The sequence below is a fragment of the Paenibacillus sp. sgz302164 genome, from assembly GCF_056120505.1.
On the sequence record NZ_JBVYOL010000001.1, the window covers coordinates 757,635 to 783,633 of the forward strand.

At 54.1% G+C, this 25,999-nt stretch carries 18 protein-coding genes; 7 read left to right on the forward strand and 11 right to left on the reverse strand.

Going from position 1 to position 25,999, the window contains the following annotated elements:
• Positions 1–132 precede the first annotated feature (132 nt).
• From AC0LWT_RS03340 to AC0LWT_RS03350, 3 genes are all read left to right on the forward strand, one after another.
• Positions 133–1,089, forward strand: coding sequence for a tyrosine-type recombinase/integrase (locus AC0LWT_RS03340; RefSeq protein WP_474679780.1), 957 nt, complete (start codon positions 133–135; stop codon positions 1,087–1,089).
• A 305-nt stretch (positions 1,090–1,394) separates the two neighbouring features.
• Positions 1,395–2,993: a methyl-accepting chemotaxis protein gene (locus AC0LWT_RS03345; protein WP_474679781.1), complete on the forward strand. Its 1,599-nt coding sequence runs from the start codon at positions 1,395–1,397 to the stop codon at positions 2,991–2,993.
• 20 nt (positions 2,994–3,013) lie between these two features.
• Positions 3,014–3,436, forward strand: coding sequence for a chemotaxis protein CheW (locus AC0LWT_RS03350; RefSeq protein WP_474679782.1), 423 nt, complete (start codon positions 3,014–3,016; stop codon positions 3,434–3,436).
• A gap of 58 nt (positions 3,437–3,494) precedes the next feature.
• Here AC0LWT_RS03350 and AC0LWT_RS03355 read toward each other — a convergent pair whose 3' ends face one another.
• The 3 genes from AC0LWT_RS03355 to AC0LWT_RS03365 all read right to left on the reverse strand — a co-directional run bounded on the left by AC0LWT_RS03355 (position 3,495) and on the right by AC0LWT_RS03365 (position 5,319).
• Positions 3,495–4,064: a DUF1802 family protein gene (locus AC0LWT_RS03355; RefSeq protein WP_474679783.1), complete on the reverse strand. Its 570-nt coding sequence runs from the start codon at positions 4,062–4,064 to the stop codon at positions 3,495–3,497.
• A 553-nt stretch (positions 4,065–4,617) separates the two neighbouring features.
• A complete protein-coding gene (locus tag AC0LWT_RS03360) occupies positions 4,618–4,785 on the reverse strand; it encodes a hypothetical protein (RefSeq protein WP_474679785.1) in 168 nt (55 codons plus the stop codon).
• Positions 4,786–4,869: 84 nt separating this feature from the next.
• The gene (locus AC0LWT_RS03365) at positions 4,870–5,319 is read right to left on the reverse strand and encodes a Dps family protein (protein ID WP_474679786.1); all 450 of its coding nucleotides are present in this window, start codon (positions 5,317–5,319) and stop codon (positions 4,870–4,872) included.
• A gap of 198 nt (positions 5,320–5,517) precedes the next feature.
• Here AC0LWT_RS03365 and mtnK point away from each other — a divergent pair, with 198 nt between their 5' ends.
• The 3 genes from mtnK (at position 5,518) to AC0LWT_RS03380 (ending at position 8,849) form a co-directional block, all read left to right on the forward strand.
• The gene (mtnK, locus tag AC0LWT_RS03370) at positions 5,518–6,723 is read left to right on the forward strand and encodes an S-methyl-5-thioribose kinase (protein WP_474679787.1); all 1,206 of its coding nucleotides are present in this window, start codon (positions 5,518–5,520) and stop codon (positions 6,721–6,723) included.
• Positions 6,724–6,784: 61 nt separating this feature from the next.
• Complete coding sequence (mtnA, locus tag AC0LWT_RS03375) at positions 6,785–7,861, forward strand: S-methyl-5-thioribose-1-phosphate isomerase (protein WP_474679788.1); 1,077 nt, start codon at positions 6,785–6,787, stop codon at positions 7,859–7,861.
• Between the two features lie 319 nt (positions 7,862–8,180).
• Positions 8,181–8,849 (forward strand): hypothetical protein, encoded by a 669-nt coding sequence (locus tag AC0LWT_RS03380; protein WP_474679789.1) that lies wholly within the window; start codon positions 8,181–8,183, stop codon positions 8,847–8,849.
• Positions 8,850–9,028: 179 nt separating this feature from the next.
• Here AC0LWT_RS03380 and AC0LWT_RS03385 read toward each other — a convergent pair whose 3' ends face one another.
• On the reverse strand, positions 9,029–9,925 hold the full coding sequence (locus AC0LWT_RS03385; RefSeq protein WP_474679790.1) for a M15 family metallopeptidase: 897 nt from the start codon (positions 9,923–9,925) through the stop codon (positions 9,029–9,031).
• Positions 9,926–10,184: 259 nt separating this feature from the next.
• Here AC0LWT_RS03385 and namA point away from each other — a divergent pair, with 259 nt between their 5' ends.
• Entirely contained in the window at positions 10,185–11,189 is a 1,005-nt protein-coding gene (namA, locus tag AC0LWT_RS03390) for an NADPH dehydrogenase NamA (RefSeq protein WP_474679791.1), read from the forward strand.
• 125 nt (positions 11,190–11,314) lie between these two features.
• Here the strand turns inward: namA and AC0LWT_RS03395 are convergent, their stop codons facing one another.
• The 7 genes from AC0LWT_RS03395 to AC0LWT_RS03425 all read right to left on the reverse strand — a co-directional run bounded on the left by AC0LWT_RS03395 (position 11,315) and on the right by AC0LWT_RS03425 (position 25,972).
• On the reverse strand, positions 11,315–11,644 hold the full coding sequence (locus AC0LWT_RS03395) for a hypothetical protein (RefSeq protein ID WP_474679792.1): 330 nt from the start codon (positions 11,642–11,644) through the stop codon (positions 11,315–11,317).
• A gap of 117 nt (positions 11,645–11,761) precedes the next feature.
• Positions 11,762–14,677, reverse strand: a complete 2,916-nt coding sequence (locus AC0LWT_RS03400; protein ID WP_474679857.1) for a glycoside hydrolase family 9 protein — start codon at positions 14,675–14,677, stop codon at positions 11,762–11,764.
• A 145-nt stretch (positions 14,678–14,822) separates the two neighbouring features.
• The gene (locus AC0LWT_RS03405; RefSeq protein WP_474679858.1) at positions 14,823–19,076 is read right to left on the reverse strand and encodes a glycoside hydrolase family 6 protein; all 4,254 of its coding nucleotides are present in this window, start codon (positions 19,074–19,076) and stop codon (positions 14,823–14,825) included.
• A 125-nt stretch (positions 19,077–19,201) separates the two neighbouring features.
• A complete protein-coding gene (locus AC0LWT_RS03410; RefSeq protein ID WP_474679793.1) occupies positions 19,202–22,456 on the reverse strand; it encodes a glycoside hydrolase family 48 protein in 3,255 nt (1,084 codons plus the stop codon).
• A 36-nt stretch (positions 22,457–22,492) separates the two neighbouring features.
• The gene (locus AC0LWT_RS03415; RefSeq protein WP_474679794.1) at positions 22,493–24,397 is read right to left on the reverse strand and encodes a cellulase family glycosylhydrolase; all 1,905 of its coding nucleotides are present in this window, start codon (positions 24,395–24,397) and stop codon (positions 22,493–22,495) included.
• Between the two features lie 801 nt (positions 24,398–25,198).
• The gene (locus AC0LWT_RS03420) at positions 25,199–25,501 is read right to left on the reverse strand and encodes a YunC family protein (RefSeq protein WP_474679795.1); all 303 of its coding nucleotides are present in this window, start codon (positions 25,499–25,501) and stop codon (positions 25,199–25,201) included.
• Between the two features lie 96 nt (positions 25,502–25,597).
• On the reverse strand, positions 25,598–25,972 hold the full coding sequence (locus AC0LWT_RS03425) for a DUF1304 domain-containing protein (RefSeq protein ID WP_474679859.1): 375 nt from the start codon (positions 25,970–25,972) through the stop codon (positions 25,598–25,600).
• Positions 25,973–25,999 lie beyond the last annotated feature (27 nt).

Sequence of the window (25,999 nt, forward strand, 5' to 3'; positions counted from 1 at the left end):
GTCAACAATTCCAAGCCGATTTGGACGCATTTTTTTGTAATTCCAGCATGCAAAATTTGCGCGAAAGTGCCATATAACAGCTATAATGTCGTACAATATCAGTTATACGACATAATGGCAGGAGAAAATGACATGAACCAAGACGAAACGGCATTACTTACGAATCAGGATCGCACTGGGCACTCTTATACGGATGAACAAATCATTTCCATGTTTTTGAGCGTGCGTGCGGACTCCCCATATACGATGCGCAATTACAGAAGGGCTATCGAACTGTTCAGGCAGTTTATTAAATATAGGCCGCTGCGCGAAGTGACGTGGAAGGACCTGGAAATTTATAAATTAGGCCTAATGAAAGGCTACTACAGCATCCAGCGAAAACAGCTCGCTCCGGCCACAGTGGCCAATTTCATCGCGCCTTTGAATTCCTTGTACAAATGGGGCAGCGACCCGAACATTCGCATTTTCGACAACAACCCGATGTCCGGCGTTCGCCCGCCCAAGATACAGATCACAAGCAAGCATCACTATTTGACTAAACAAGAAGTGGGGCGGCTGTTAAACCAGCTCAAGCAGCAAAGTTTCCGAAACTATCTCATCGGATTGACCCTGGTTTTGATGGGATTAAGGGTGTCTGAATTAACGGCTGTGGAGTGGGGGCATTTTCGCAAAGATCCCTTGGAAATCTCCATGTGGCTGACCGTGATGGAAGGCAAAGGCGGGAAACAGCGGGAAATTAAAGTGCCTCAGCAGCTGTGGGTTTTCCTGACGGAATATTTTGATTCGTTCTCCGGAAAACAGGAGGAACCGGTTCGAAATAAACGGCTGTTTCCGCTGTCCGTCCGGCAAGTGGAAAGGATTATCAGCAAAGCTTGCGAGCAGTGCGAACTTGGGAAAAAGACGACACCTCACTGGCTGAGACACACTAATGCGACTTTAGCCTTGCTTCACGGCGCATCGCTGCAGCAAGTCCAGGAAAATTTGGGACATGCTCATATCAATACGACACAACGATACCTGCATACGGTGGAGCAAATGAAGAAATCGGCGACGGATTACGTGGAAGACAGCTTGAGTGAATATTTGTGACGGATTTTATTTTATGGAAAATTTTTGGTTCAAATTACAAATAATTGGTTGCTAATATAGTAAAATATAACTATAATTAAACAGTCGGAACGTGTATAATTGTAGTATTATGTAATATTATGTCGTATAACTGATATTGTACGACATAAGGCGCAACAGCATATAGGTCTGTTACCTCAAATGCAAATCTGCGTTCAAAAAACGACCGAACGGGTGGTGCGAAATTTCAAACGCAACAGATGTTATTCCATGGCACTGATTAAAACACAGCGGCTGCTGGAAGCCGCGAAAATACGGATGATGGGGTGGCTATTTTGAAATGGTATTTTAATTTAAAGACAGCAGCAAAGCTTATTTCCGCATTTGTTATAGTTTCGTTGATTTTGACCGCAGTCGGCATCTATTCGCTGATGAATTTAAGCTCGATGAATTCGAATATGAAAGAAATGTACAACAACAATCTTATTTCCGTAAGAGATTTGTCGGCTGCGATGATCGGCTACCAGAACATGCGGGTTGCGATACGGGATATGAGCATGACTGCGAAAAAGGAAGATAAAGACAAGCTCGCGGCGGATATTGACGGTTACAACAAACAGATTATTGGAAAAATGGATTCTTACCGTCCTGTAGCTACTACAAAAGAAGAACAGGAACAGTTGAAAATATTCGATTCGTCCTGGCCGGCTTACGTAAAGCTTTTTGAACAGGGAATGCAATTGACTTACAAAGAAGATCAAACCGAATTTTATAAGTACCGGGAAGAAACACTGAATACTCAAGGGGCGATAGTAAGAGGAAGTATGGAAAAGCTGATCGATATCAACGTGAAGCTTGCTTCCGAGACAAACGACCAATCGGCCCAAACTTACTCTTCCGCCCGCCTTGCTACGATCGCCGTCATTATTGCCGCTTTTGCGATAAGCATCGGACTCGGCTATGCGATTTCCCAGTTGATTTCCCGGCAGCTGAACAAAATTGTGGCTTTGGTGTCGAAAGTGGCGAACGGCGATCTGCGTGAAAAGTCGGACATTCAAACGAAAGACGAAATCGGCCGTCTCGCCGCTTCCATCAATCAAATGATCGATAGTTTGCAAGAATTGATCGGCGGCATCCTGCAATCGTCGCAAAACGTAGCTGCCGCATCCGAGCAAATTTCCGCCAGCAGTGAAGAAATAGCCAGCGGAACGACGAATCAGGCCCAGTCGGCGCAGTCGATCTCCGAGCTGTTCACCGAGCTTTCGTCGGCAATTAATTTTGTTGCCAAAAGCGCGGAACAAGCCGCGGAGATGTCGAATACGACGGTACTAACAGCGAATGAAGGCGGCCAAGTCGTAGAAACTTCCATAGCAGGCATGCAAAAGGTCAACACCAGTATGACCCGGTTGGAGGACGACTCCAACAAAATCGGGGAAATCATCGAAGTGATCGACGATATCGCGGACCAAACCAACCTGCTCGCTTTGAACGCCGCGATCGAAGCGGCAAGGGCGGGCGATCAAGGCAGGGGCTTTGCCGTCGTGGCCGATGAAGTGAGAAAGCTCGCGGAACGAAGCAGCACCGCCACGAAAGAAATTTCCGCCATCATCAAGGTCATTCAAGAAAATACGAAGCAAACCGTTGCCGCCGTTCTGGACAGCGTGTCCCAATCGGAACAAACGAGCGAAGCGTTTAAAAAAATTGTCAAGATGGTCGACAGCTCTTCCAATAAAGTGAACGAAATCGCCGCAGCCTGTCAGGAAGAAGCGGCTCAAGCCTCGGAGGTCATGCAGTCTGTGGAACTTATAGCGGCAGCCAGTCAGGAAGCGGCAGCCGCATCTCAAGAAACGGCCGCGACATGCCAATCATTAGCCACTTTAGCAGACGATCTCCATACTTCGGTGTCCGTCTTCAAGATTCAATAATTTGATCTGGATGTGATTGCATGTCTTCTGCCCCGCGGGATTTATACATAGAGATGGTTGCAGGAAATGAAACCTATGCGATAGGAATTAAGGATATTCAAGAAATAATTAAAATGCAGCCGATTACGGAAATACCGGTCACCCTTCCGTACATCAAAGGCGTAATTAATTTGCGAGGCAGCATTATCCCTGTCGTTCATCTGGGCAGCCTGTTCGGTTATGCGGATTTGGTTTTGACCAAAGCTACGCGCATCGTCGTCATCAAGCATAGGGAAACTTTTATCGGCATCATCGTCGATCAGGCCAACAAAGTGTCTTCCTACGACGACATCCACGCTCCCCCCGACTGGGTCGGCAGCGTCAGAGGCGCCCATTTCACAGGAATCGGGCATAGCGAAGGTCAGCTTGTCGGCATTTTAAACTTGAACGAGCTGCTGCTGTAATGCATAAAATCCCGGGGGGCTTGAGAAGCCTCCCGGGATTTTGTCCGCTGCCGTTCAATCAGCCTAATGCCGCTCTGAGCGCAGCTGCCTGCGCCTCGAAATCGGCGTCGTCCAATACAGGGGACATGCTTGCGTTCCCCCACTCGCCTTGGAGCTGGATCCACGATTTGCAGCCCAAATAGGCCGATGAAATCTCCGCCCGTACAGGCTCTTCCAGCTTATACACGCGCAGCAGCATAACATGCAGAGGATTTTTCCGCTTCCATTTCAATCTTTCCTCTGTGAAGCTTTCCGTCCAAATATGAAAAGGAAGCAAGCGGTCCAGCTTCTCCTGATCCAATATTTCGATATCTTCAACTAACCGGGCATAAGCCGTAATATTTACGAACGGGTCGTCGATGCTCCAGCCTTCCAACGTGGCGTCGATCAAGGATTGGCAGGATTGTTTTAACAATGATTGCTTCTGGTGCTCGTAGGTGGGATATAAATAAAAAGAGCCGGTTTCGACTTGAAAATCCCGCGTCTCTTCGGCGATTCCACCCTTGCGCATAATAATAATCTGTGTGCCGTCTTCCAACGCTTTCACGGCCGAAGCCCATTCTTTGAGCGCAATGGGTTGGGTACTCATTACACGATCACCTCGATTAACACTTTTGATGCTCTCTATTATAAAGGAATTCCGGCAGGCAAAACAATGCAAATACTCCGCCCGACAAAGGCAGTTGAGAAACCCGCAAGCAGAACCGGATCACCCTGCGCCTAACTGCCTGTCTGCCTGCCTTTCTGCACGGTTGCGCGGTTACGCGGAGAATTCCTGCAAAAGTGGGAGGTTTTTGCTCGTTCATACGTTGAAAACGAAACATTCCTGCATTTGTGCAGGCTTTTTGCCACGCACATGGGCTCAGATTCATTTTCGTCGAAAATTGCTGTACTTTCGCAGGTTTTTCGCCCAAATGAACCACTTTCTCAGAAAAAGCCTGCACTTTCGCAGGTTTTCTCACCAGACCGGCCTGCCAAGCCGCCTCATGACCACCCGCCGTGCAGCGCTAAAGCCCGCGCCGGGAGAGGCACGCTTGAGGAAAGAGCCGCTGTGCCGACATCGGAACCACCGTCTTGGATGGCTTGCCAAATCCTTAGAAAAATATAAAGGGATGGCCGCCTTGAGCGCCATCCCTTATCATTTATTTCGAATCCAGTCCACGGACTTCTTGTTGTACGCGGGTAAGCTGGGCCTGATTGCTTTTCATCGGGTTGGGTTCCCACTTGGAATCGGCGGGTTCCGCAAAGTAAGCAATCAGAAGCAAAACCGAGCAGGCAGCGGCTACAAGGAGCAAATTCAGAATTCTCATGCTAACCCTCCGAATCTCTTAGTCCTTTCAGTGTAACCGCCGACTGTTAGGCAGATGTCTTGTCTGTATAAACGTTTTGTAAAATTAGCCGAGAAACGATTGGAGCATCCAGCGGTGCTTTTCAAGCGCCGTATGAATGGTAAGCAGCATATCGGAAGTCGTCTCGTCGTTTTCTCCCGCGCATACATCCATGCCTTCCTTAAGCTCGCTGATCAGGATGCTGAAATCCTCGATGACGGCTTCAACCATTTTGGTTGCCGTCTCGGCCCCTGACGCTTCCTTCAGCGATGACTGCTCCAGGCAGGCCTGCATTGTTGCGAGGGGCTTGCCGCCGATGGCCAGCAAACGCTCGGCGAGCTCGTCAATGTGAGCAGCCGCTTCATTATAAAGTTCCTCAAATTTCACATGGAGCGTAAAAAACTGATTTCCTTTCACAAACCAGTGGAAATTGTGAAGTTTGACAAACAGCAGACTCCAATTGGCTACCTGCTTGTTCAATACGGTATGGACGGATGAAGCTGTCGCTGTAACCATACGGAAATTTCCTCCTTTTTACGTGTAAGTGAACATGCACTTCAGCTACTTTGTGCAAAAAAGCATGTTTTTATGTAAAATAGAGGACAGATTGAAAAAGCTATTTCATACGCGAACGATTTGTCTTATACTAAGGAATGACGAATAATACACAGTAAATTGGTTGGAATTGAATTTTACATACAGGAGGATATGTACATGACAAGCTATCGCCCGCTTAGTGAAGCAGAAGCTATAGAATACGCCCGTCAAATTCCCGATCTTTTCGCCCAAGGAGCCGAGCTCGCCAGCAGAGAAATCGGGGACGGCAATTTAAATCTCGTTTTTCATATTTCGGAGCCTGCGACCGGAAAAAGCATTATTCTTAAGCAAGCTCTTCCCTATGCCAAAGTTGTCGGCGAATCATGGCCGCTGACGCTGGATCGCGCCCGCATCGAAAGCGAAGCGCTGCAAATCGAGGAATCGCTCTGCCCTGACCTCGTTCCGCACGTGTATGCGTACGAGCAGGATCTGGCTTTGACGGTGATGGAAGATTTGAGCGATCATGTCATTATGCGCAAAGGCCTTATCGAACACAACCGTTATCCGCTGTTTGCCGGGCATATTGGCCGTTTTCTCGCCCATACGCTATTTTTCACGTCCGATCTGGGCATGAACCAGCAGGCCAAAAAAAATCAGCAGGGCCGGTTCATTAATCCCGACTTATGCAAAATAACCGAGGACTTGATTTTCGCCGATCCTTACCGGGATGCGGATACGAACAATATCGAAGCGCACATCCGCGATGCCGCCGAGCAAATTTGGCAGGACAGCGAGCTTCATTTGGAAGTCGCGATTCTCCGCGAGAAGTTTTTGACGAAATCGCAAGCGCTGCTGCATGGCGATCTGCATACGGGCAGCATTTTTATTAAGCCTGATTCGACCAAAGTCATCGATCCCGAGTTCGCGTACTACGGCCCGATGGGCTTCGATATCGGAGCGGTGCTGGCCAATCTGCTGCTGAATTTTGCCGCCCAGGAAGGCTGGGGCTCTGACGCTGACAGCCGCGCCGACTACCGCAGCTATTTGCTGCAAACGGTCAAAGAGGTATGGACCCATTTCGAAACCAATTTCCGTACTTTATGGAAAGAGCATGGCGTCGATCCCGTTCTGAACACGGAAGCTTACCAAAACTATTTCTTTGCAAATTTGCTGCAGGACACTTTCGGATTCACAGGAGCCAAAATGGTCCGCCGCGTCTATGGTTTGGCTCATGTCGCCGATATCGATAAAATTGAGGACGCCGCAGCCAGAGAGCTCGCTCAGCGGCTTGCCTTGTCCATCGGAACTGCGCTTATCCGCTTCAATCGAAAAGCCGCTTCCATCGACGAGATGATCGAAATTGCCGGCAAATCCGTGCTGTAACCGGCAGGGGAATCGCTGCGGCACCTCGCCGACATTTTATACAAGAAAGAGGATTTTAACGATGACAAATCAACCGTTAGGCCATCAGACTGAACAAGGCGCTTTGCAATCATTGCGCTGGAACGGCCAGCAGCTTGATCTGCTGGATCAACGGCTGCTGCCGGAAGAGATCGTATACCTGCCGCTGGAGACGCCTGTCGAGGTGTGGGAAGCGATCCGGCATTTGAAAGTGCGCGGCGCTCCTGCGATCGGCATCGCCGCCGCGTATGGGGTGTACCTCGGCATCCGCGGACTGGATGCAGGCGTAGAGGAGCTTCTGGCGGAGGTCCGGAAGCAGGCCGATTATTTGGCGACGTCGCGCCCGACGGCCGTCAATTTGTTCTGGGCGCTCGATCGCATGCGCAATCGGGCCCAGGCGCTGGCGGCGTCCGGCACGAGTCCTGACGCCTTCAAGCAGTCGCTCCTCGAGGAGGCGCAGAGCATTCAAGCCGAGGACGAGGAGACGAATCGTCTGATCGGCGAGCATGCGCTGACGCTGTTCGAGGACGGCTTCGGCGTGCTGACGCACTGCAACGCCGGCGGGTTGGCAGCGGCCAAGTACGGCACGGCGTTAGCGCCGTTCTACTTGGCCCAGGAAAAAGGCGTGAACATCAAAGTGTTCGCGGACGAAACCAGGCCGGTGCTGCAGGGCGCGCGGCTGACCGCTTTTGAACTGCAGCAGGCCGGCGTCGACGTGACGCTGATCTGCGACAACATGGCCGGCGCGGTCATGTCGAAGGGCTGGATCCAGGCGGTCATCGTCGGGACCGACCGCGTTGCCGCGAACGGCGACGTCGCCAACAAAATCGGCACGTACAGCGTAGCTGTGCTCGCCAAAGCGCACGGCATTCCGTTCTATGTGGCATGCCCGCTGTCCACGATCGACCTCGGCACGCCGACCGGGGCGGATATCCCGATCGAAGAGCGGCACGAAGACGAGATTACGCAGGGCTTCGGCAAGCGCACGGCGCCGCAGGGCGTCAAAGTTTACAATCCGGCGTTTGACGTGACGCCAAACGAGTACGTAACAGCGATCATAACGGAAAAAGGCATCGTGCGGGCGCCTTACGCAGAAAACTTGCGCCGCCTGTTTGAATAAAAAATCACCCTGCGGGTGACAAACGAATACATCCACCGGAAATGGATGACCGGCATCACCGGCATAGTATGAAAAACCTGCGAATGACCAACATCACCAGTCGTTCGCAGATGACCTGTAAAAAAGAGACTTTCTAAAAACTTGCCCGCTGTCAGTTGAGCACGTAAAATCTGCGAAAGTCAGGCAGTGGAACTCGCGCGCAGAGCCGGATGGCCCGGACGGCTTGGACGTCTTGCTGTCTGGCTGCGCGGAGAAAGGCAGCCTGCAAAGTGCAGATTTTCGTTCGTTCATACGCTGAAGGCGAAACATTCCTGCATTTGTGCAGGCTTTTTGCCATTATCGAAAATCCCTGCCACAACCTGCCTACCTGCACGAAGAAAACCTGCAAAAATACATGAATTTGCGTCCTAGATCATTAGGCTACGAAGAATTCCTGCAAAAGTGCAGGCTTTTCACCGAATACATGGACACAGACTCACTTTCAGCAAAAATTCCTGCACTTCTGCAGGTTTTTCGCCAAAACAAGCCACTTTCGCAAGAAATTCCTGCACTTTTGCAGGTTTTCTCCCTACCAGAACGCTTCCTGCCCAATTATGTAGTGCCGCGACCTGCACCGGGAGAGGCGAGCATGGGAGCCCCACTGTTTCCCCTAACCCTAACAAAGCGTCTCGACTTTCTTAGGTTTTCAACCCAGACCAGCCTGCCAAGCCGCCGCATAGTCACCCGCCGTGCAGCACTGCAACCTGCGCCGGGAGAGGCGCTCATTAGGAAAGAGTCATTGCACAACGCCGGCATCATCGTCTTTGGAAAACAAACATGTGGTCGACCGACCGCCGTCATGCAGCGAAACACCGCGTGCTGGGAGCTGCGCGCGGTGCGAAACTTGCAAAAACGTCCTGTTGGCTGTAGAAAAGTGCGCGATACCTCTTTCATGACGCTGGGCAGCGGTATTCATCAAATCTACACATGCCAAGACCCGAGAATATAATATGTTGAGATAAGCCTCTATCGAGGTCTTTCGTAGATGTGAGGGCCACGTTTTAACGGTAGGTTTATTCGCCAATAAGAATGCTGTTCTACGCCAGTTTAGCGCTGTAAAGAACTAGTGTGGTAATAAAAAACGCCGTACCATTCCTGAATTGCGATTCAGGGAGGTACGGCGGTTTTTTATTTTGAAACGGGTACAGCATTCAAGTATTCTTCCAGCGTCAAACCTTTGTCGGTTAATTCTTTAGCCTCCGCCGTACCGATGTAACGGATATGCCAAGGCTCGTATTGGTACCCTGTAATGTTCTCTTTGCCTTTGGGATAGCGGATTATGTAGCCGTATTCGTACGCGTGCTTTTCAAGCCATTTTGCTTCTTTCGTGCCGCCGAAGCAGTCTTCAGCCGCGCATTTGCCGTCGCTGCCGGTCACATCGATAGCAAGTCCTGTCTCGTGCTCGCTCGTACCCGGCACTGCGCTGTACATCTTTGCTTTTTCTTCGCCGTCCTTGATGACATACCGCTGAAAGACCGCTTTTTGCGTTGCATACGAACGGTATGCGGAAACTCCGGCCAGCTTGACGCCGTCCTTGTCGGCCCCGGCAAAAAGCTTCTCCAGCGCCGCCGCCGCTTCCTTGCGCATTTTTCGCTTTTCAATCTTTTCCTTGAACGTAAAAGGCACGTCCGGGTAAACCAAATCGCTCGGTTCGTAATCGGACGGCAGCGAAAATTGCTTGTTCACCAGCACGGAAATGCTTTCCGGCTTGTCTATGACTTTCGTGCTTCCCGCTTTTCCCGCCGAATTAGCCGTGCTTGCCGGGGTCGGTTTCTGGGATGCGGCAGACGTCGCAGACGGGGATGCAGTAGGCGCTGCAGACGCAGTAGTCTCGGCAGAGGTGCCCGCCTTCCCTGACGCGGCCGGAGTTGCCCCCTGGGGCGACGCCGGACTCGCTGCAGAGCCGGCAGCCGGGGTCACGCCCGCGGACGGGGATGAAGCCGCCTCCTGCTTGTCGCTGCTGCACCCGGTCACGATGGCAAACGCCATGATCAGCGCCAATATGCCTGTCGCTTTGAAATTCATTTTCGCAAAGCCTCCTTAAAATAGAAAAAAAATCATATAAAACATAGACTGTTATTGCTGCATAAAAGTTTCATAGAATACGAAAACTGCAAATCAGGGATTGCGCCCGATTCGCAGCCTTCTCATATTTTATGCCTTTGGCCGCCGCGATTCAAGTTTTCGTGCGACAAATTATTTGATAATTCCAATTGGATTAATATACAATAGTGACATCTACATATTTTACCCATATAAAACATAGAAAAGGATGTGAGGGACCATGCTATTTTCACCTTATACGATAAAAAATGTGACGTTAAAAAATCGGATCGTCATGTCGCCCATGTGCATGTACGCTTCGGACAACTCCGGAACCGTGAAAAACTGGCATCGCCTGCATTACGGTTCCCGCGCGGTCGGACAGGCCGGCCTCATCGTTGTGGAAGCTTCCGCGGTTACGGCGCAGGGCCGCATCTCCCCGCAAGATCTCGGGATATGGAGCGACGCGCAGATTGAGGGCCTTAAGGAACTGGCCGACTCCGTTCACGAGCAAGGCTCTCATATCGGCATCCAGCTTGCCCATGCGGGCAGAAAAGCGGTGCTCGACGGGCCGATTGTCGCACCGTCGGCGCTGCCCTTCAACGAGCAGTCCAAAACTCCCGACGCTTTGGCCCTCCAGCAAATCCGGGAAACGGTCGACGCCTTCGGGGAGGCCGCTGCCAGGGCCAAGCAAGCCGGTTTTGACGTTGTGGAAATCCATGCCGCCCACGGATATTTGATTCACGAATTTTTATCGCCGCTCACCAACCTGCGCAGCGACGAATACGGCGGCGACCGCGACCGGCGCTTCCGCTTCCTCGCCGAAATCATCGACCGCACCCGGCAAAGCTGGGATGGCCCGCTGTTCGTTCGGGTATCTGCTCATGAATACGCTGACGGCGGCTACACTCCTGAGGATTACGTATACATCGCAGCCCGGTTGAAGGAAAAAGGCGTCGATCTCATCGATGTCAGCTCGGGAGGGCTTGTTCCCGTTGTGCCTAATGCATTCCCGGGATACCAAGTCCCTTATGCAGAAACGATTCGCGCCAAAGCCGGCATCCCTGTAGGCGCCGTAGGATTAATTACCGAAGCTGAGCATGCCGAAGACATTTTGCGCAATGAGCGGGCGGATTTGATCTTTTTGGGCAGGGTGCTGCTGCGCGAACCTTATTGGCCCAGAACGGCCGCCCATAAGCTCAAAGCGGAGATTACGCCGCCCAAGCCGTATGTGCGCGGGTGGTAAATAACGGAAGCGTCCTGCCAGGGCATGAACACCTGGCAGGACGCTTTTTTGGTTTATACGCTTGACGCTTAATGTTAAGCATCAAGTGTTCGCCCCGGGAGTCTGGCTGGCGCCTGGGCCCGCATCTAACCCGGCGCAAAAAATTTCCGCGTTCGCTCGTTCCCCCGTGCTGCAGCGATACTGTCGAGATCATCCAAACGCTTGCCGGCTAAGACATCACGGGCAAAACGCAGAAAACCTGCGAAGATGCATCTTTTTGCTCTATGTCGGTTCAAGCTGCGAATCATTCCTGCAAATTGCAGGCTTTTCGCGCCAAACTCCAGCTTAGAGCCGTCAAAGTCGATTATTCCTGCACTATTGCAGGCTTTCCCCACAAATAGACCGCTGCCTGAGAAAATTGCTGCACTTTTGCAGGTTCTTGGGCTGAATGTGGTCGATCGACCGACGTCATGCATCGCAACATTCCGCACTGGGAGCTATGCTTGGTGCGAACGTCAAGGGGGGACGCTGCTTTTCAGACGTCGACGAACGATGCTGACGATGTGCTGCATCCCCTTGCTCCCGGGTCGTGCTTAAGGCTCGATGCCCCAAACGAGCGTGCCGTTCCGGTAGAGCGTCACTTTGTTCCAGTCCGTGTACGCCGTCTTGGTCGGATCGAACGAGTAATCGTTGGCCTCGTTGAAGTTCGACCAGTCGGTTTTGGCCATCCGCAGTTGGATCTCGCCGCTCTGCCCGCCGGCCGGGATCGAACCCGCCGCCGCCGTAAAGCTCAGCTCGACGTACGTATCCGTATTCGTGCCCGTGGCGCTGACGAACGCTCTTTGGATGCTGCTGCCGCCGATCTGCGCCCAGTCGATCCACGAATCCAGCGCCTGCGCGCCGTCTTTGGTAAAATAATAGCGCAGCTTCAGATCGCTTAAATTCACCGGTGTCGTGCCGGTGTTCTTGATATTGAAAAACGGCTTAATCTGGTTGTCGGTTGCGTTCGTATCCGCTGCACGGTACTGCACGACCAGATTGCCCGTAGGCTGCGTCGTGCCTTGCGGCGTAACGCTCGCTTGCGCGGAGTTGGCGCTTTCTCCTGCGCTGTTCACTGCACTAACGACGTAGTAATACGTCGTGCCGTTCGTCAAACCGGCATCCGTATACGATGTCGCCGTCACACCCGTCGCGACCGTCGTGTACGGGCCGCCGCTTACACTAGCGCGCTTCACGTTGTAGCTCGCCGCTCCAGCCACTGCGCCCCAGCTCAGCGCTGCCTGCGCATTGCCAGCAGCCGCCACGAGGCCCGCAGGCGCTGTAGGTACGGTCACTCCCGCGCTCGGCGTGGCGCTAACTTGCGCGGAGTTCACGCTCTCGCCCGCGCTGTTCACTGCACTGACGACGTAGTAATACGTCGTGCCGTTCGTCAAGCCGGCGTCCGTGTACGTCGTCGCCGTTACACCCGTCGCGACCGTCGTGTACGGGCCGCCGTTTACGACAGCGCGCTTCACGTTGTAGCTCGCCGCTCCGGCCACTGCGCCCCAGCTCAGCGCTGTCTGCGCATTGCCCGCTGTCGCCACGAGGCCCGTCGGCGCAGCCGGAACTACAGGAGTGCCGCCTGCGCCCGGCTCGCTGCCGAATACTTTAACTCCCGCGCTGTACACGGGAATGTTGGCCGTTTTCGCGACTGAAGCGGTAATGCCTTGATACGAGAAGTCATTGGCCGGATTCCAAATTTTCGTATTCGCCGGGCCTGTTATCCGGAATTGAACTTCCTTCTTGTAATAAGGCTGACCGCCCGGGTAAATCTTGACGCCGGTAAAATCGGCATTCACGTAATAAATATGCTTGGCTTCATCCCAAGGCAGCAGCTGCGAGACGGAAGCACCCTGATTGTAGGCCGATGCCACGGTTGTGTCTTTGACCGAATATCCCGCTTGATACAGCTCGCTCAGATCGACAAAATACTTGAACGACAACTTGTCGCCCATCCGGGCCGGCCAACCGGAACGATTGTTCAGCAGCGCCTTGATTTCGGTAAAATTGTCACTCGACTGATTCAAACCCGCTTCCACAAACATCTCATCCTCGGTTGCCTTCTCTGCCACCGGAAAATCGGCGAGCGGCTTTTGACCACTTCCATACAGCAGGTACATCTTGGCCAGAGAGCCTGTGAAGCCTGCGTTGTAATCGGTCGCCACTTCATTCGTCACATAGTTCGTAACGTCGTCGGCATAGCCGTCGCTTGCGTCGGGTCCGCCCACAAGCGCGCCGTACAGCGTATGGCGGTGCTCCGCAGGAACGCTCAGACTGTCGGCATACGATCCATGGGCGGTCCGGTGGTGCGGATGCTTCGGAGCGTTCTGGCCGAAGCCGACTACGTAGCTGCCCTGGCGCGGATTGTCGCCGAGAGCGTACTTGATTTGTTTCGTCGCGAAATCCCGGTACTTCGCTTTTTTCGCCGTATCCGTCACCCAATCCGAATAAACGAACGCGAGAAAGGCTGCGTTTGAGGCATAGCGCAAGGAACCCCATGAATCCAGCCAGGCCAAACCGCCGGGCGTATATTTGATGCGCTCCCCGCCGGCTGTGCCGGTCGTCCAGTAGTCCAGGTTTCGTTCGACGGACTCGATGTACTTCGATTCGCCGGTAATGCGGGCCAAAAGCAGTTGGGCTCCGTAATGAACGTCGTCCCAGCCTTGGGTCCATTTATATGCCCAGTAATTGGTCTGGCCTTCCTTGCCCCAATCGTTGACGGAAGCTTTGGCCTTATCCAGATAAGTCTGGTCTTTGGTCGCCAGGTACAGCCACACCGCGCCCCACGTCAGCTCATCCTGATACCCGGTCCAGGACTTGTAGAACGACTGGGCGTCGGTAATGCTGTCGGAGTATTTCCCGCGATAGGTGTCGGCAAACGAATACAGCTGCTTCGCATGAGTCAAAAGAGTGGCCGAATATTGCGGGTCCTTCGTCTGGAAGAGGATGGAGGCGGCCGCCAGCGCCGCTGCCGTCTCGCCGGCCAGATCCGAACCGGGATTCTGGGCGTCAATCTTGTAAGCGGGTCTGCTCATTTGCATGACTTCCGCAGGTCCCCACCAGGCATGGTCGGTATTGCCCGCCCCCACCTGACCGTAAAGCTCATTGGGAGCGGTATGGGCTTTGATGAAATAATCCGTCGCCCATTTGATGTTATCGAGCATGGCGTCCAATTGCCCGGTTTGTTCGTAAGCGTCACGGTATTCATAGACCGACCAGGCCAGCATGGCTGCGCTGTATGCCATCGGAAGGCCGAATTTCACATGGTCGCCGGCATCGTACCAGCCGCCCGTCAGATCATGACCGACATCCGCGCCGTCGCTTAGCCCCGAGTCGCCCCGCCAACTGACGCGGTTGTTCGCGGGCAGCTTGCCGGAACGCTGAGCTTCATAGAAAAAGATCGACTTTTGCAGGGCCTCTGCGTAGTTGTAAGAAGAATCCGCCGCATAAGCCGGTGCGGGCGGTTGAATACCGGCTAAGAAAACTCCGGCGATAGCTCCGGACGTCAGGATCGATAAGCTTTTATGCCACAACTTACGGGTCTTTTTCAATTTCACAATCAACCCTCCATAGAATCGGAATTGACACATTTCCGTTTATGCAGGGAAATCGAACCTAAGGTTCGATTCCCCACACGAGTGTGCCGTTCTGGTAGAGCGTCACTTTGTTCCAGTCCGCGTACGACGTTTTGGTCGGATCGAACGAGTAATCGTTGGCTTCGTTGAAGTTCGACCAGTCGGCTTTGGACATCCGCAGTTGGATCTCACCGGTCTGTCCGCCGGCCGGAATCGAACCCGCCGCTGCCGTAAAGCTCAACTCGACGTAAGTGTCCGTATTCGCACCCGTAGCGTTGACGAATGTTCTTTGGATGTTGCTGCCGCCGATTTGCGCCCAGTCGATCCAGGAATCCACCGCCTGAGAGCCGTCTTTGGTGAAATAGTAGCGCAGCTTCAGATCGCTTAAATTGACTGGCGACGTACCGGTATTCTTAATATTGAAAAACGGCTTGATCTGGTTGTCGGTTGCGTTCGTATCCGCTGCACGGTACTGCACAACCAGAGTGCCTGTAGGCTGCGTCGTGCCTTGCGGCGTAACGCTCACTTGCGCGGAATTCGCGCTCTCGCCCGCGCTGTTCACTGCACTCACGACGTAGTAATACGTCGTGCCGTTCGTCAAGCCGGCGTCCGTGTACGTTGTCGCCGTCAAGCCTGTCGCGACCATCGTGTAAGGGCCGCCGCTTGTCGTCGCGCGCTTCACGTTATAGCTCGCCGCTCCCGTTGACGCGCTCCAGCTCAGCGCTGCCTGCGCATTGCCCGCTGTCGCCACGAGACCTGTCGGCGCTGCCGGTACGGTCACTCCCGCGCTCGGCGTGGCGCTCACTTGCGCGGAGTTCGCACTTTCGCCCGCGCTGTTCACTGCACTCACGACGTAGTAATACGTCGTGCCGTTCGTCAAGCCGACGTTCGTGTACGTCGTCGCCGTCACGCCTGTCGCGACCGTCGTGTACGGGCCGCCGCTTGTTGTCGCGCGCTTCACATTGTAGCTCGCCGCTCCCGCCGACGCGCTCCAGCTCAGCGCTGCCTGCGCATTGCCCGCTGTCGCCACGAGGCCCGTCGGCGCTGCAGGTACGGTCACTCCCGTACTCGGCGTGGCGCTCACTTGCGCGGAGTTCGCGCTCTCACCCACGCTGTTTACTGCACTCACGACGTAGTAGTACGTCGTACCATTTGTCAAGCCGACATTCGTATACGATATCGCCGTCAAGCCCGTCGCGATCGTCGTGTACGGACCGCCGCTCGTTGTCGCGCGCTTCACGTTGTAGCCCGTCGCTCCGCTTACCGCGCTCCAGCTCAGCGCCACTTGTGCGTTGCCTGCTGTCGCTACGAGGCCTGCAGGCGCTGCAGGTACGGTCGGATTGCCGCCGCTGCCCGGAATGGCCGGATAAGCGTTCTGAACGAGCTGCACGAACTGATCATGGAACCAGTGACCCGATATAGGAGCGTTCGGCAATGCGCCTGTCAGCGTACCGTTCGCATTCGTGTAGGTCGGGTCGCACATTCTGTCAAAGCCTTTGCCCTCGTTATTCGGGATCAGTGAGCTCGAACCGTCCGATTCGCCCGGCGGCTTCACCCATACGAACGCATCAAGGTGCGATGCCGGATAGCCCGCTGGCGCTGCCTGAGGCGGCTGGCCCATGCCTGCTCCGGAAGCGTTGCACCAGTTGCCCCGGTGAAGACGCTTGTCGACTCGACCTGAATTCACATAATCGTTAATATTGCTGCCGCTTGCTCCGGTCGGGCGATTCGGTCCGCCCCACCCGTTGCGGGAAGTATCAACCAGGAAGCCGATGCTTGCCGGCCAGCCTTTTGCCACGAAACCGGAGTACAGCGCTGCTGTAAAGTCCGCCTCGTCAAAATACGGATTCCACTCATAGTAATTAGCGGACTTGATCTGCTGCCCGCCGATATTCAGATTGGGGTCGGGCAAATTAGGTTCTTCAAGAGGCGTCGTATTCGCCGTATCCGTAATGAAACCGTCGACGCTTGCAAGTCCTGCCGCTGTTCCGGATACGACCGAAGTGATGAGATCGATCGAAGGCTGGCGGTTGGAATCCCATCCGAGCCAACCGGAGTGTCCCATATCCATGTATGTGTATACATTCGGAATTGCATGCAGCTTATCGAGCGCGTACCTGGTCCCATCGCGATAGATGTTCGTGGAGTTCGCCTGGGCGCACTTTGGATCGCTCAGGTTCGTCACCAGATTCGGCAAGGAATCCGGCTCGATTACGGTAGCAATCCGGATGTCCTTATACTTAGGATTGGCGAAAATGCTTGCAATCACATCAATATATTGCGTTTTGTACGTTTGCAGCGCTTCCTGCGTTAACGGAAGCTCGCCGTTCGATGCCAGCGCATGGCAATCGCGTCCCGGCAAATCGTAGATAACGAATGTCGCCGTGATCGGTGTGTTGCCTTGTTTTTGCGCGAGTACGGTATCCAGCGTTTCCGTCAAACTTTTGCGGCCGCCGTTCGCTGCACCGCCCTGAATCGACGCAATGCTGTCAAGCCAGACGGCTGTCGGGTACGATTTGACCGTCTGCATTTTTGCGATCAGCGTGCTGTCGCTTACTTGCGCGATCGACGTATCGACCGATGCCGCATAATCGGGGTTCACGTATAACGTTGCTCCCAGAAACGGATTGTCTGCATGAGGCACTGCCGCCCCTGCGCTCGGCGTGGCGCTCACTTGCGCGGAGTTCGCGCTCTCGCCCACGCTGTTCACTGCACTAACGACGTAGTAGTACGTCGTGCCGTTTGTCAAACCGACGTTCGTATACGACGTCGCTGTCAAGCCCGTCGCGATCGTCGTGTACGGACCGCCGCTTGTTGTCGCACGCTTCACGTTGTAGCTCGTCGCTCCGATTACTGCGCTCCAGCTCAGCGCCACCTGCGCGTTGCCCGCTGTCGCCACGAGGCCTGTCGGCGCTGCAGGTACGGTCGGATTGCCGCCGCCATTGCTGCCCGGAATAGCCGGATAAGCGTTCTGAACGAGCTGCACGAACTGGTCATGGAACCAATGACCCGATAAAGGAGCGTTCGGCAACGCGCCTGTCAGTGTACCGTTCGCATTCGTGTAGGTCGGGTCGCACATTCTGTCAAGACCTTTGCCCTCGTCGTTCGGGATCAGCGTGCTCGAACCGTCCGACTCGCCCGGCGGCTTCACCCATACGAACGCATCAAGGTGCGATGCCGGGTGACCGGCTGGCGCCACCTGCGGCGCTTGGCCCATGCCTGCGCCGGAAGCGTTGCACCAGTTGCCCCGGTGGAGACGCTTGTCGATCCGGCCTGAATTCACATAATCGTTGATATTGCTTCCACTCGCTCCGGTCGGCCGGTTCGGCCCGCCCCACCCGTTGCGCGAAGTATCGACCAGGAACCCGATGCTTGCCGGCCATCCTTTTGCCACGAAACCGGAGTACAGCGCTGCCGTAAAGTCCGCCTCGTCAAAATACGGATTCCACTCATAATACTTGGCGGACCTGATCTCCTGCCCGCCGATGTTCAGATTGGGGTTGGGCAAATTCGGTTCTTCAAACGGCGTCGTATTCGCCGTATTCGTAACGAAGCCGTCAACACTGGCAAGTCCGGCCACGGTCCCAGATACGACCGAAGTGATGAAGTCGATCGCAGGCTGGCGGTTGGAATCCCAGCCGAGCCAGCCGGAGTGCCCCACATCCATGTACGTGTACACATTCGGAATCGCATGCAGCTTGTCGAGCGCGTACCTGGTCCCATCGCGGTAAATGTTCGTGGAATTTGCGTCGGCACATTTAGGATCGCTCAGGTTCGTCACCAGATTCGGCAGGGAATCCGGTTCGATGACGGTAACGATCCGGATATCTTGATATTTGGAATTGGAGAAAATGCTTGCAATCGCATCGATATACTGCGTTTTATACGTTTGCAGCCCCGCCTGCGTTAACGGAAGCTCGCCGTTGGACGCCAGCGCATGGCAATCACGTCCCGGCAAATCGTAGATAACGAACGTCGCCGTGATCGGTGTGCTGCCTTGTTTTTGCGCTAACACGTTATCCAGCGTTTCCGTCAAACTTTTGCGGCCGCCGTTTGCTGCGCCGCCCTGAATCGCCGCAATGCGGTCAAGCCAGACGGCTGTCGGGTACGATTTGACCGTCTGCATTTTTGCGATCAGCGTGCTGTCGCTTACTTGCGCGATCGACGTATCGACCGATGCCGCATAATCGGGGTTCACGTATAACGTTGCGCCCAAAAACGGATTGTCTACGTGCGCCTCGGCCGCAGAACTGCTGTTTCCTAAAGGTATGAAGAAGCTTACTAACATTGCCATGATCAGACAAATAATCGAAACGGGTTTCGATTTATACAAAGCGGTTATCATCTGTTCATCTCCTTGATAATTAGTTAAAACAACGGGACACATTGCAGGCGTGCCCCGCTGCTCCGATCCGTTGCCTAAGGCTCAATGCCCCAAACGAGCGTGCCGTTTTGGTAGAGCGTCACCTTGTTCCAGTCCGCATACGACGTTTTGGTCGCATCGAACGAGTAATCGTTGGCCTCGTTGAGGTTCGACCAATCGGTTTTGGACATACGCAGCTGGATTTCTCCGGTCTGCCCGCCGGCCGGAATCGAACCCGCCGCTGCCGTAAAGCTCAGCTCGACGTAAGTGTCCGTATTCGTGCCCGTGGCGCTGACGAACGTTCTTTGGATGTTGCTGCCGCCGATCTGCGCCCAGTCGATCCACGAATCCATCGCCTGCGAGCCGTCTTTGGTGAAATAGTAGCGCAGCTTCAGATCGCTTAAATTGACTGGCGTCGTGCCGGTATTCTTGATATTGAAAAACGGCTTGATCTGATTGTCGGTTGCGTTCGTATCCGCTGCACGGTACTGCACGACCAGATTGCCCGTAGGCTGCGTCGTACCTTGCGGCGTAACGCTCGCTTGCGCGGAATTCGGGCTCTCGCCCGCGCTGTTAACCGCACTTACGACGTAATAATAAGTCGTGCCGTTCGTCAAGCCGGTGTTCGTATACGACGTCGCCGTCAAGCCCGTTGCGACCGTCGTGTACGGGCCGCCGCTTACGCTGGCACGCTTCACGTTATAGCTCGTCGCTCCCGCCACTGCGCTCCAGCTCAGCGCTGCCTGTGCATTGCCCGCTGTCGCCACGAGGCCCGTCGGCGCTGCCGGTACGGTCGCCCCTGCGCTCGGCGTAACGCTTACTTGCTTGGAGTTCACGCTCTCGCCCACGCTGTTCACTGCACTCACGACGTAGTAATACGTCGTGCCGTTCGTCAAGCCGGCGTCCGTGTACGTCGCCGCCGTCACGCCTGTCGCGACCGTCGTGTACGGACCGCCGCTCGTTGTCGCGCGCTTCACGTTGTAGCTCGCCGCTCCAGCCGACGCGCTCCAGCTCAGCGCTGCCTGCGCATTGCCCGCCGTTGCGGTCAGGCCCGCCGGCGCTGCAGGTGCGGTCGGATTCGTCGTGCCGCTGCCAAGCAAACGATCGTATTCGGCATAGGCTGTCGCCACATCGACTTGCGACCAGAAGCGGTGATATTTGAACGTTGGGGCGCCGTTCGTCCATTTTTTCGTAGTCGGGTTCCATGACGAGTTGTACAGATTAGTCAGATAAGACCATTTCGGATCTTGCGTAATTTTCGGGCGGAGCTCCGGATAGCTGATATATACGCCGTTGCCGCCTTTTGCCGGATCGGAGGCCGTGCCGCCCGAGCCCGGAATCGTGTTGCCTTGACCGAACTTGCCGCTCCAACCGTTCGGGAAATAAATTTCTTTCGTAAAATAACGATAATAGTCTTCGCGCTTTTCATCTGTGGCGATGCCTACGCCGTCGTTATAACTCCAGGCGGCGCCTAACAGCTGCTCCGCGAGCGTTTTGGCCTGGGTGCCCAGCGCCGTCAAGCTTCCTGTCTCCGCTTTTGTGCCTGCAGCAAAGAATGAGAGCGCTTTAGCATAGCTTCCAAGCACACCGACGTCCTGGCTTGGGCTCGTTAAATAAACATGGTAGTTCGGGTTGCCCGTAAACGTGGAGAAGTTGTTCCATGTGTCAGGTTGACCGCTCCAACCGAGGCTGCTCGGAAGCCAGAACTCGCCCGGCGCCGAAGTTGTCGCGATCGCCGGATTGGCTCCTCCCGTAACCCGCTGCCCGGAAGCGTTCAAATAGTAGCCGTCCGCGTCGGTAACCGGCTTCTTGTCGACAAACACATAATCCATCGACCAATCGATCCATTTGGTAATGACATTTTTGGCCATTTTGAAGTTTTCGGAAGTAATATCGCCGCTGGAAGCGAGAATGTAGTACAATTCCGCAACGCGCTCAAGCGGCCAAGCCTGGAACCCGAACCATGTGTTCGAATTCGGATCGTGATAAACCGGCGCCTCCTGATAGGCCATGCCATAGAACGTGCTTACCCCTGCAGGATATGCGCTGTAGCTGCCGTTAAAGCTGTTCGTCGCGCCCCCGCCAATGCCCCCTTCCGAAGATAGCAGCCAGTTGTAAAATTCCAGCTGCCGCTTCAGCGAAGCGTTCCAGTCGGTTTGAGCTGTCGGCGACGACGGAATCAATCCGCCGTTGGCGTCGGAAAGCGCATACGCCGCGACCGGGTTTTGGTACGCCTGATGCGCATGGCTGGCGCCGATCCGCCAAGCCCAGTTGCCTCCGCTGCCAAGGCCGCCGCCCCAAGACGTGTACCAAGCCATCAGATACATGTTGGAGTTTTTGCCGCTGCCCGCTTGCGGGGAGCCGCCGCTGGCGCTGCCGATTTTTTGGAAATACTTATCATACATGCCATAGCGCAAATAGTCGCCCATCTTTTTCGCCTTGTTCAGATAGTTCGCGTTGTTATAGCCAAGCTTCTTGGCCCAATACATAACCTGAACGGCCCGGGCGTCCGCATCGGTTGCATTCGTGTAGCGCCACTGGGCGGCTGGGGCCTGATTTTCTTTCGTAAACAGAGACATGAAACCTTCGTTCGTTTTGCCGAATGTTTTATTGTCCTGGGACGGGTGGTCGATCGCCTCCCAGACGGATTCCTGCTCTCCGCGCTGGAACGTGTTCACATACGTCGACGTATGTGAAGGATTGAGCGTGTTGCCGTATCCGTACCAGTTATCCACGTCGATGAGCCAGTGCATCAGATAGGTCTGGTTGTTGCCGTAAGTCGATTTCAGCTCGCTGTCGATCGGATCTTGGCCGGCCGGATATTGGCCCGACAATTGTGAAGGATATTGGTCGGGATACGGTTTTTCCGCCGCATAAGTGGCCGGGCTGTTCGGATTGTAGTTGCTCATCGTCGGCTGCTCTTCCTTGCCGTCGCCCTCGTTTATCGGGATAATATATTTCTCCATATTGTCCCAAGCCGCTTCCAGCTTGGACCAGTCGCCAGTGTAGCGCCCGTAGAGCGTCTCCAGCCACAGCCAGTAGCTGTAAGCTTCCGATGTACTCATATGCCCGTAGTCAGGCGCCTCGCTGATGAGCGTTTCGATCGAATGGTATGGGATGCCTTCAGGAGAAAAATAACCGTTAGCCGGATTTTTGATCTGATTGTACATTTGCAAAAAGCGCGTTTCATTCACGCTGGCCGCCGCCGCCGTTTGCGGGGATCCGACGAACAATTGGACGCTGGCTGACAATACAAGAGTGCTCGTCGTCAATACGCTTAGCCATTTTTTGGGCTTGACTCCAATCACCATATCACTTCTCCTTTGATTTTAGAAATTAGAGGAGCTTTAGGGCTCCGTTCCCCATACAAGCGTGCCGTTCTGATAAAGCGTGACTTTGCTCCAGTTCGTATACGCCGTCTTGGTCGCGTCAAACGAATAGTCGTCGCTCTCATTGTAATTTGTCCAATCGTTCTTGTTGATCCGCGTCATCAGATCCCCGGTGTTGCCGCCTGCGGCCACGCTGCCGGCGCCTGCGCCGAAGCTGATCTCCAGATAATAATCCGCCCCGGTCTTCGCCGTGCTCATGGGAACCAGCTGACCGTTCACATTCGCGCAGCCTACATTCGCATAATCACAGTTGAACGTTTGCGGTTTAACTCCGTCGATCGTGTACCAATAGCGGATTTTCAGGCTGCTTAGCGGAACGGCCGCCGTGCCGTTGTTCACGATGCGAAAATGCGGCTTGAACTGATTGTCGCCAGGGTTCGTATCGCCCGCTTTGTACTGAAGCGCCAGCGTGCTTGAGGTGCCGCCGCCTGCCGACGGAGAAACGCTTAGCTGGGACGAATTCGCCGATTCGCCGGCGCTGTTCGAAGCGCTTACCACATAGTAGTAAGCCGTGCCGTTCGTCAAGCCGGTGTCCGCATAACCCGGCGACGTCAAGCCGGACGCAACCGTCGTGTACGGTCCGCCATTTACAGTCGCGCGCTTCACGCTGTAGCTTGCCGCACCTGCGGACGCGGACCAGCCCAGCGTAATTTGCCCATCGCCGGCCGTTGCGACCAGCCCGGTCGGAGCCGCCGGAACGGTCGGATTGCCTCCGCCTCCTCCGGGAAGCGCTTTCATCAGCCGATTAAGCATATCTTGCTTCGGTTGATTCCATGTGGTCCAATCGTCCAAAAGCAGACCTCCGGTATCGCCGCTATTCGGATTTACGCACCAGTAAGTCCAGTACATATCGTTCGCTTTGAGATAATCGACAAGCGCGTTTTGCCACTTGCCCTCGACCGAAGCCGTATCTACACTGCGGCCCCCGAACTCTCCGGCGAGAATCGGTGCGATGTTATTTTTGTGGATGTAGCCCCAGTAGGCGTCCCAAATGGCCCGCATGTTGCTTGGAAACGAAGCGTCGGAGAACCACGGTTGGTTCGATACGCCCGGACCGTAATCGTGCGGAGAATAGACGACTCGGTTCGCGACGTTCAGCCGCACCGGATTATCCTGCACCCCTTTCAGATTGCCGCCCCACCAGTAGCTGCCGCTTTGTCCCTGGACGTTCGCATCTACGCCCTCGACAATGATCAGCCAATTCGGGTTCACGCCGAGAATCGCATTGCCGGCGCGCTCCGCCGCCAATCGCCAATCGCGCGACTGATCCCCGCAGCCCCAGCAAATGTTGCCGTGCGGCTCGTTGTGCAGATCGGCACCGATGACGGTATCGTTGCCCAAATAGCGCTGCGCAAGCATTTTCCAATCGTCGATCCAGGTCGCTTCGGAAACCGTGGACGTATACCACTGTTCCGATTGGCCGGCTGCCGTTGGCCGATGGCGGTCCAGGAACACTTTCATGCCGCGCGAGCCCGCTTTTTCAATCAATTTGTCAAGAATCTGAATCGGCGTCAGTCCCTGGAGATCGGGATTTTGCACGTAGTCGATGCTGTTTGGCATTTTCCCGGGCAGAAACATTTCGTTCGTATACGGAATTCTCAGCAAATTGTAACCTTTTGTTTTCATTTGATCGAGCATGCTGTCCATCGAACGGGTCCACAAACCGTGCGGCGAAAAGTTCGACGTCTCAAATCCGAACCAATTGATGCCGTTAAAGGTGGCTGGAGTACCGCCTGAGTCCACGATCCGGTTGCCGCTGGTATGATAATAATTCGGGCTGCTTGCGGAAGCGCCGATTCCCGATACCAGAGTGCTTGCAGCTAGAAGCAGACCGAGTGTGAACTTCGCTGCTCTTCCATTCATCTTTTCCCAACCTTTCCAAATTAAAATAAACTCGAGGAAATTCCGCTGGTCTTACATATGCACCGCCTCCTTTCCGTTCGAACCGCCCCGACTATCACCTCCTCTCATATTTCCGATATGGTTCCGAAGCAGCATAAATGCCTCATCGTGAGCCCATTATAAGTAAATGTTGACAAAAAGCTCTATCACTTTGGTTACCCGATTAACACTTTAATGACAATTATAATGCTAAATTGGTATATTTATCAATAATTTTATTAAAAATTACCAAAAACTTTGACAAAAACCGACAGCTTGTCCGATAAAAAAAATCACCCTGCGGGTGACAAACGTTTACATCCGCCGGAAATGGATGACCGGCATAGACACGCTGAAGACGAAGCATTATTGCATTTGTGCAAGCTTTTTCCCACGAAATGGGTTCAGATTCATTTTTTTCGAAAATCCCTGCCGCAATCTACCTAGCTGCACAAAGAAAACCTGCAAAAATACATGAATTTGCGTCCTTGATCATTGGCCACGAACAATTCCTGCAAATGTGCAGGCTTTTCACCAAATACATGGACACAGACTCACTTTCAGCAAAAATTCCTGCACTTTCGCAGGTTTTCACCCCAGACCAGCCTGCCAAGCCGCCGCATGACCACCCGCCGTGCAGCACTGCAACCCGCGCCGGGAGAGGCGCTTGCTAAAACGTCCTGGTGGCGTTAGAAAATTGCGCGATACCTTTTTCATGACGCCTGACCGCGGTGTTCATCGAAAAAAAGACGCCGGAAGCCGGCGCCCTTCATTCCCTATTTATTATACCATTTTCAAAATGGCCTCTCGCCCCGTCATACCGACCCGGATTCCCAAATCTTCCGCCGTATGCGTCACCGATTCGAGAGGCGCATCCAGAAGCTCCTGGATCGTACGGACTCCCGTTGCCCTGGCCGCCACAATGTTTCTTTCCCTCAACCGTTCATTTAACAGCGCCACGTCCAAAGCGCCGCACATAATGTATCCTTTATCCGTCGTAACGACCAGCAGCGTCGTTTTAGGCAGCTTGACTTCGATGGCGATTACCGTATGTCCGTCCAGAAGAATTGGTTCTACCCGCATCATGCTCAGCACAGCTCCTCTTCGCAGTCTTACGGGTAGTATATGCGGGCATTGCTAGTTCGGTGTAGTAGCGGATTTCGTACTTTTTTTCAACCGGCGCTAAGCAGAAAAAATCGCCACACATACGAATAATAAAGCGGCCAGGGCGGGAAGTCCCTGAACGAGCAAAATCGACCTTTTGGCGGTCAATCCCCCGAAAACGGCCGCGCAAAGCACGCAGATGAGAAAAAATAATTGGATTTGCCGGCCCACCGCCGCATCCGGATATAACAAGCCCCAGATCAATCCGGCGGCCAAAAAGCCGTTATAAAGCCCTTGATTCGCAGCCAGCGATTTGGAGGCTTCGGCCGCTTCTTTGGTCGTTCCGAAAGCTTTCAGCCCCCTCGGTTTTGTCCACATAAACATCTCCAGATAAAGGATGTATATGTGCTCGATTGCCACGAGGGCCACTAAAATGACGCTGATCATCGCTATTAGCTCCTTTTCCCAAAATCACATGAA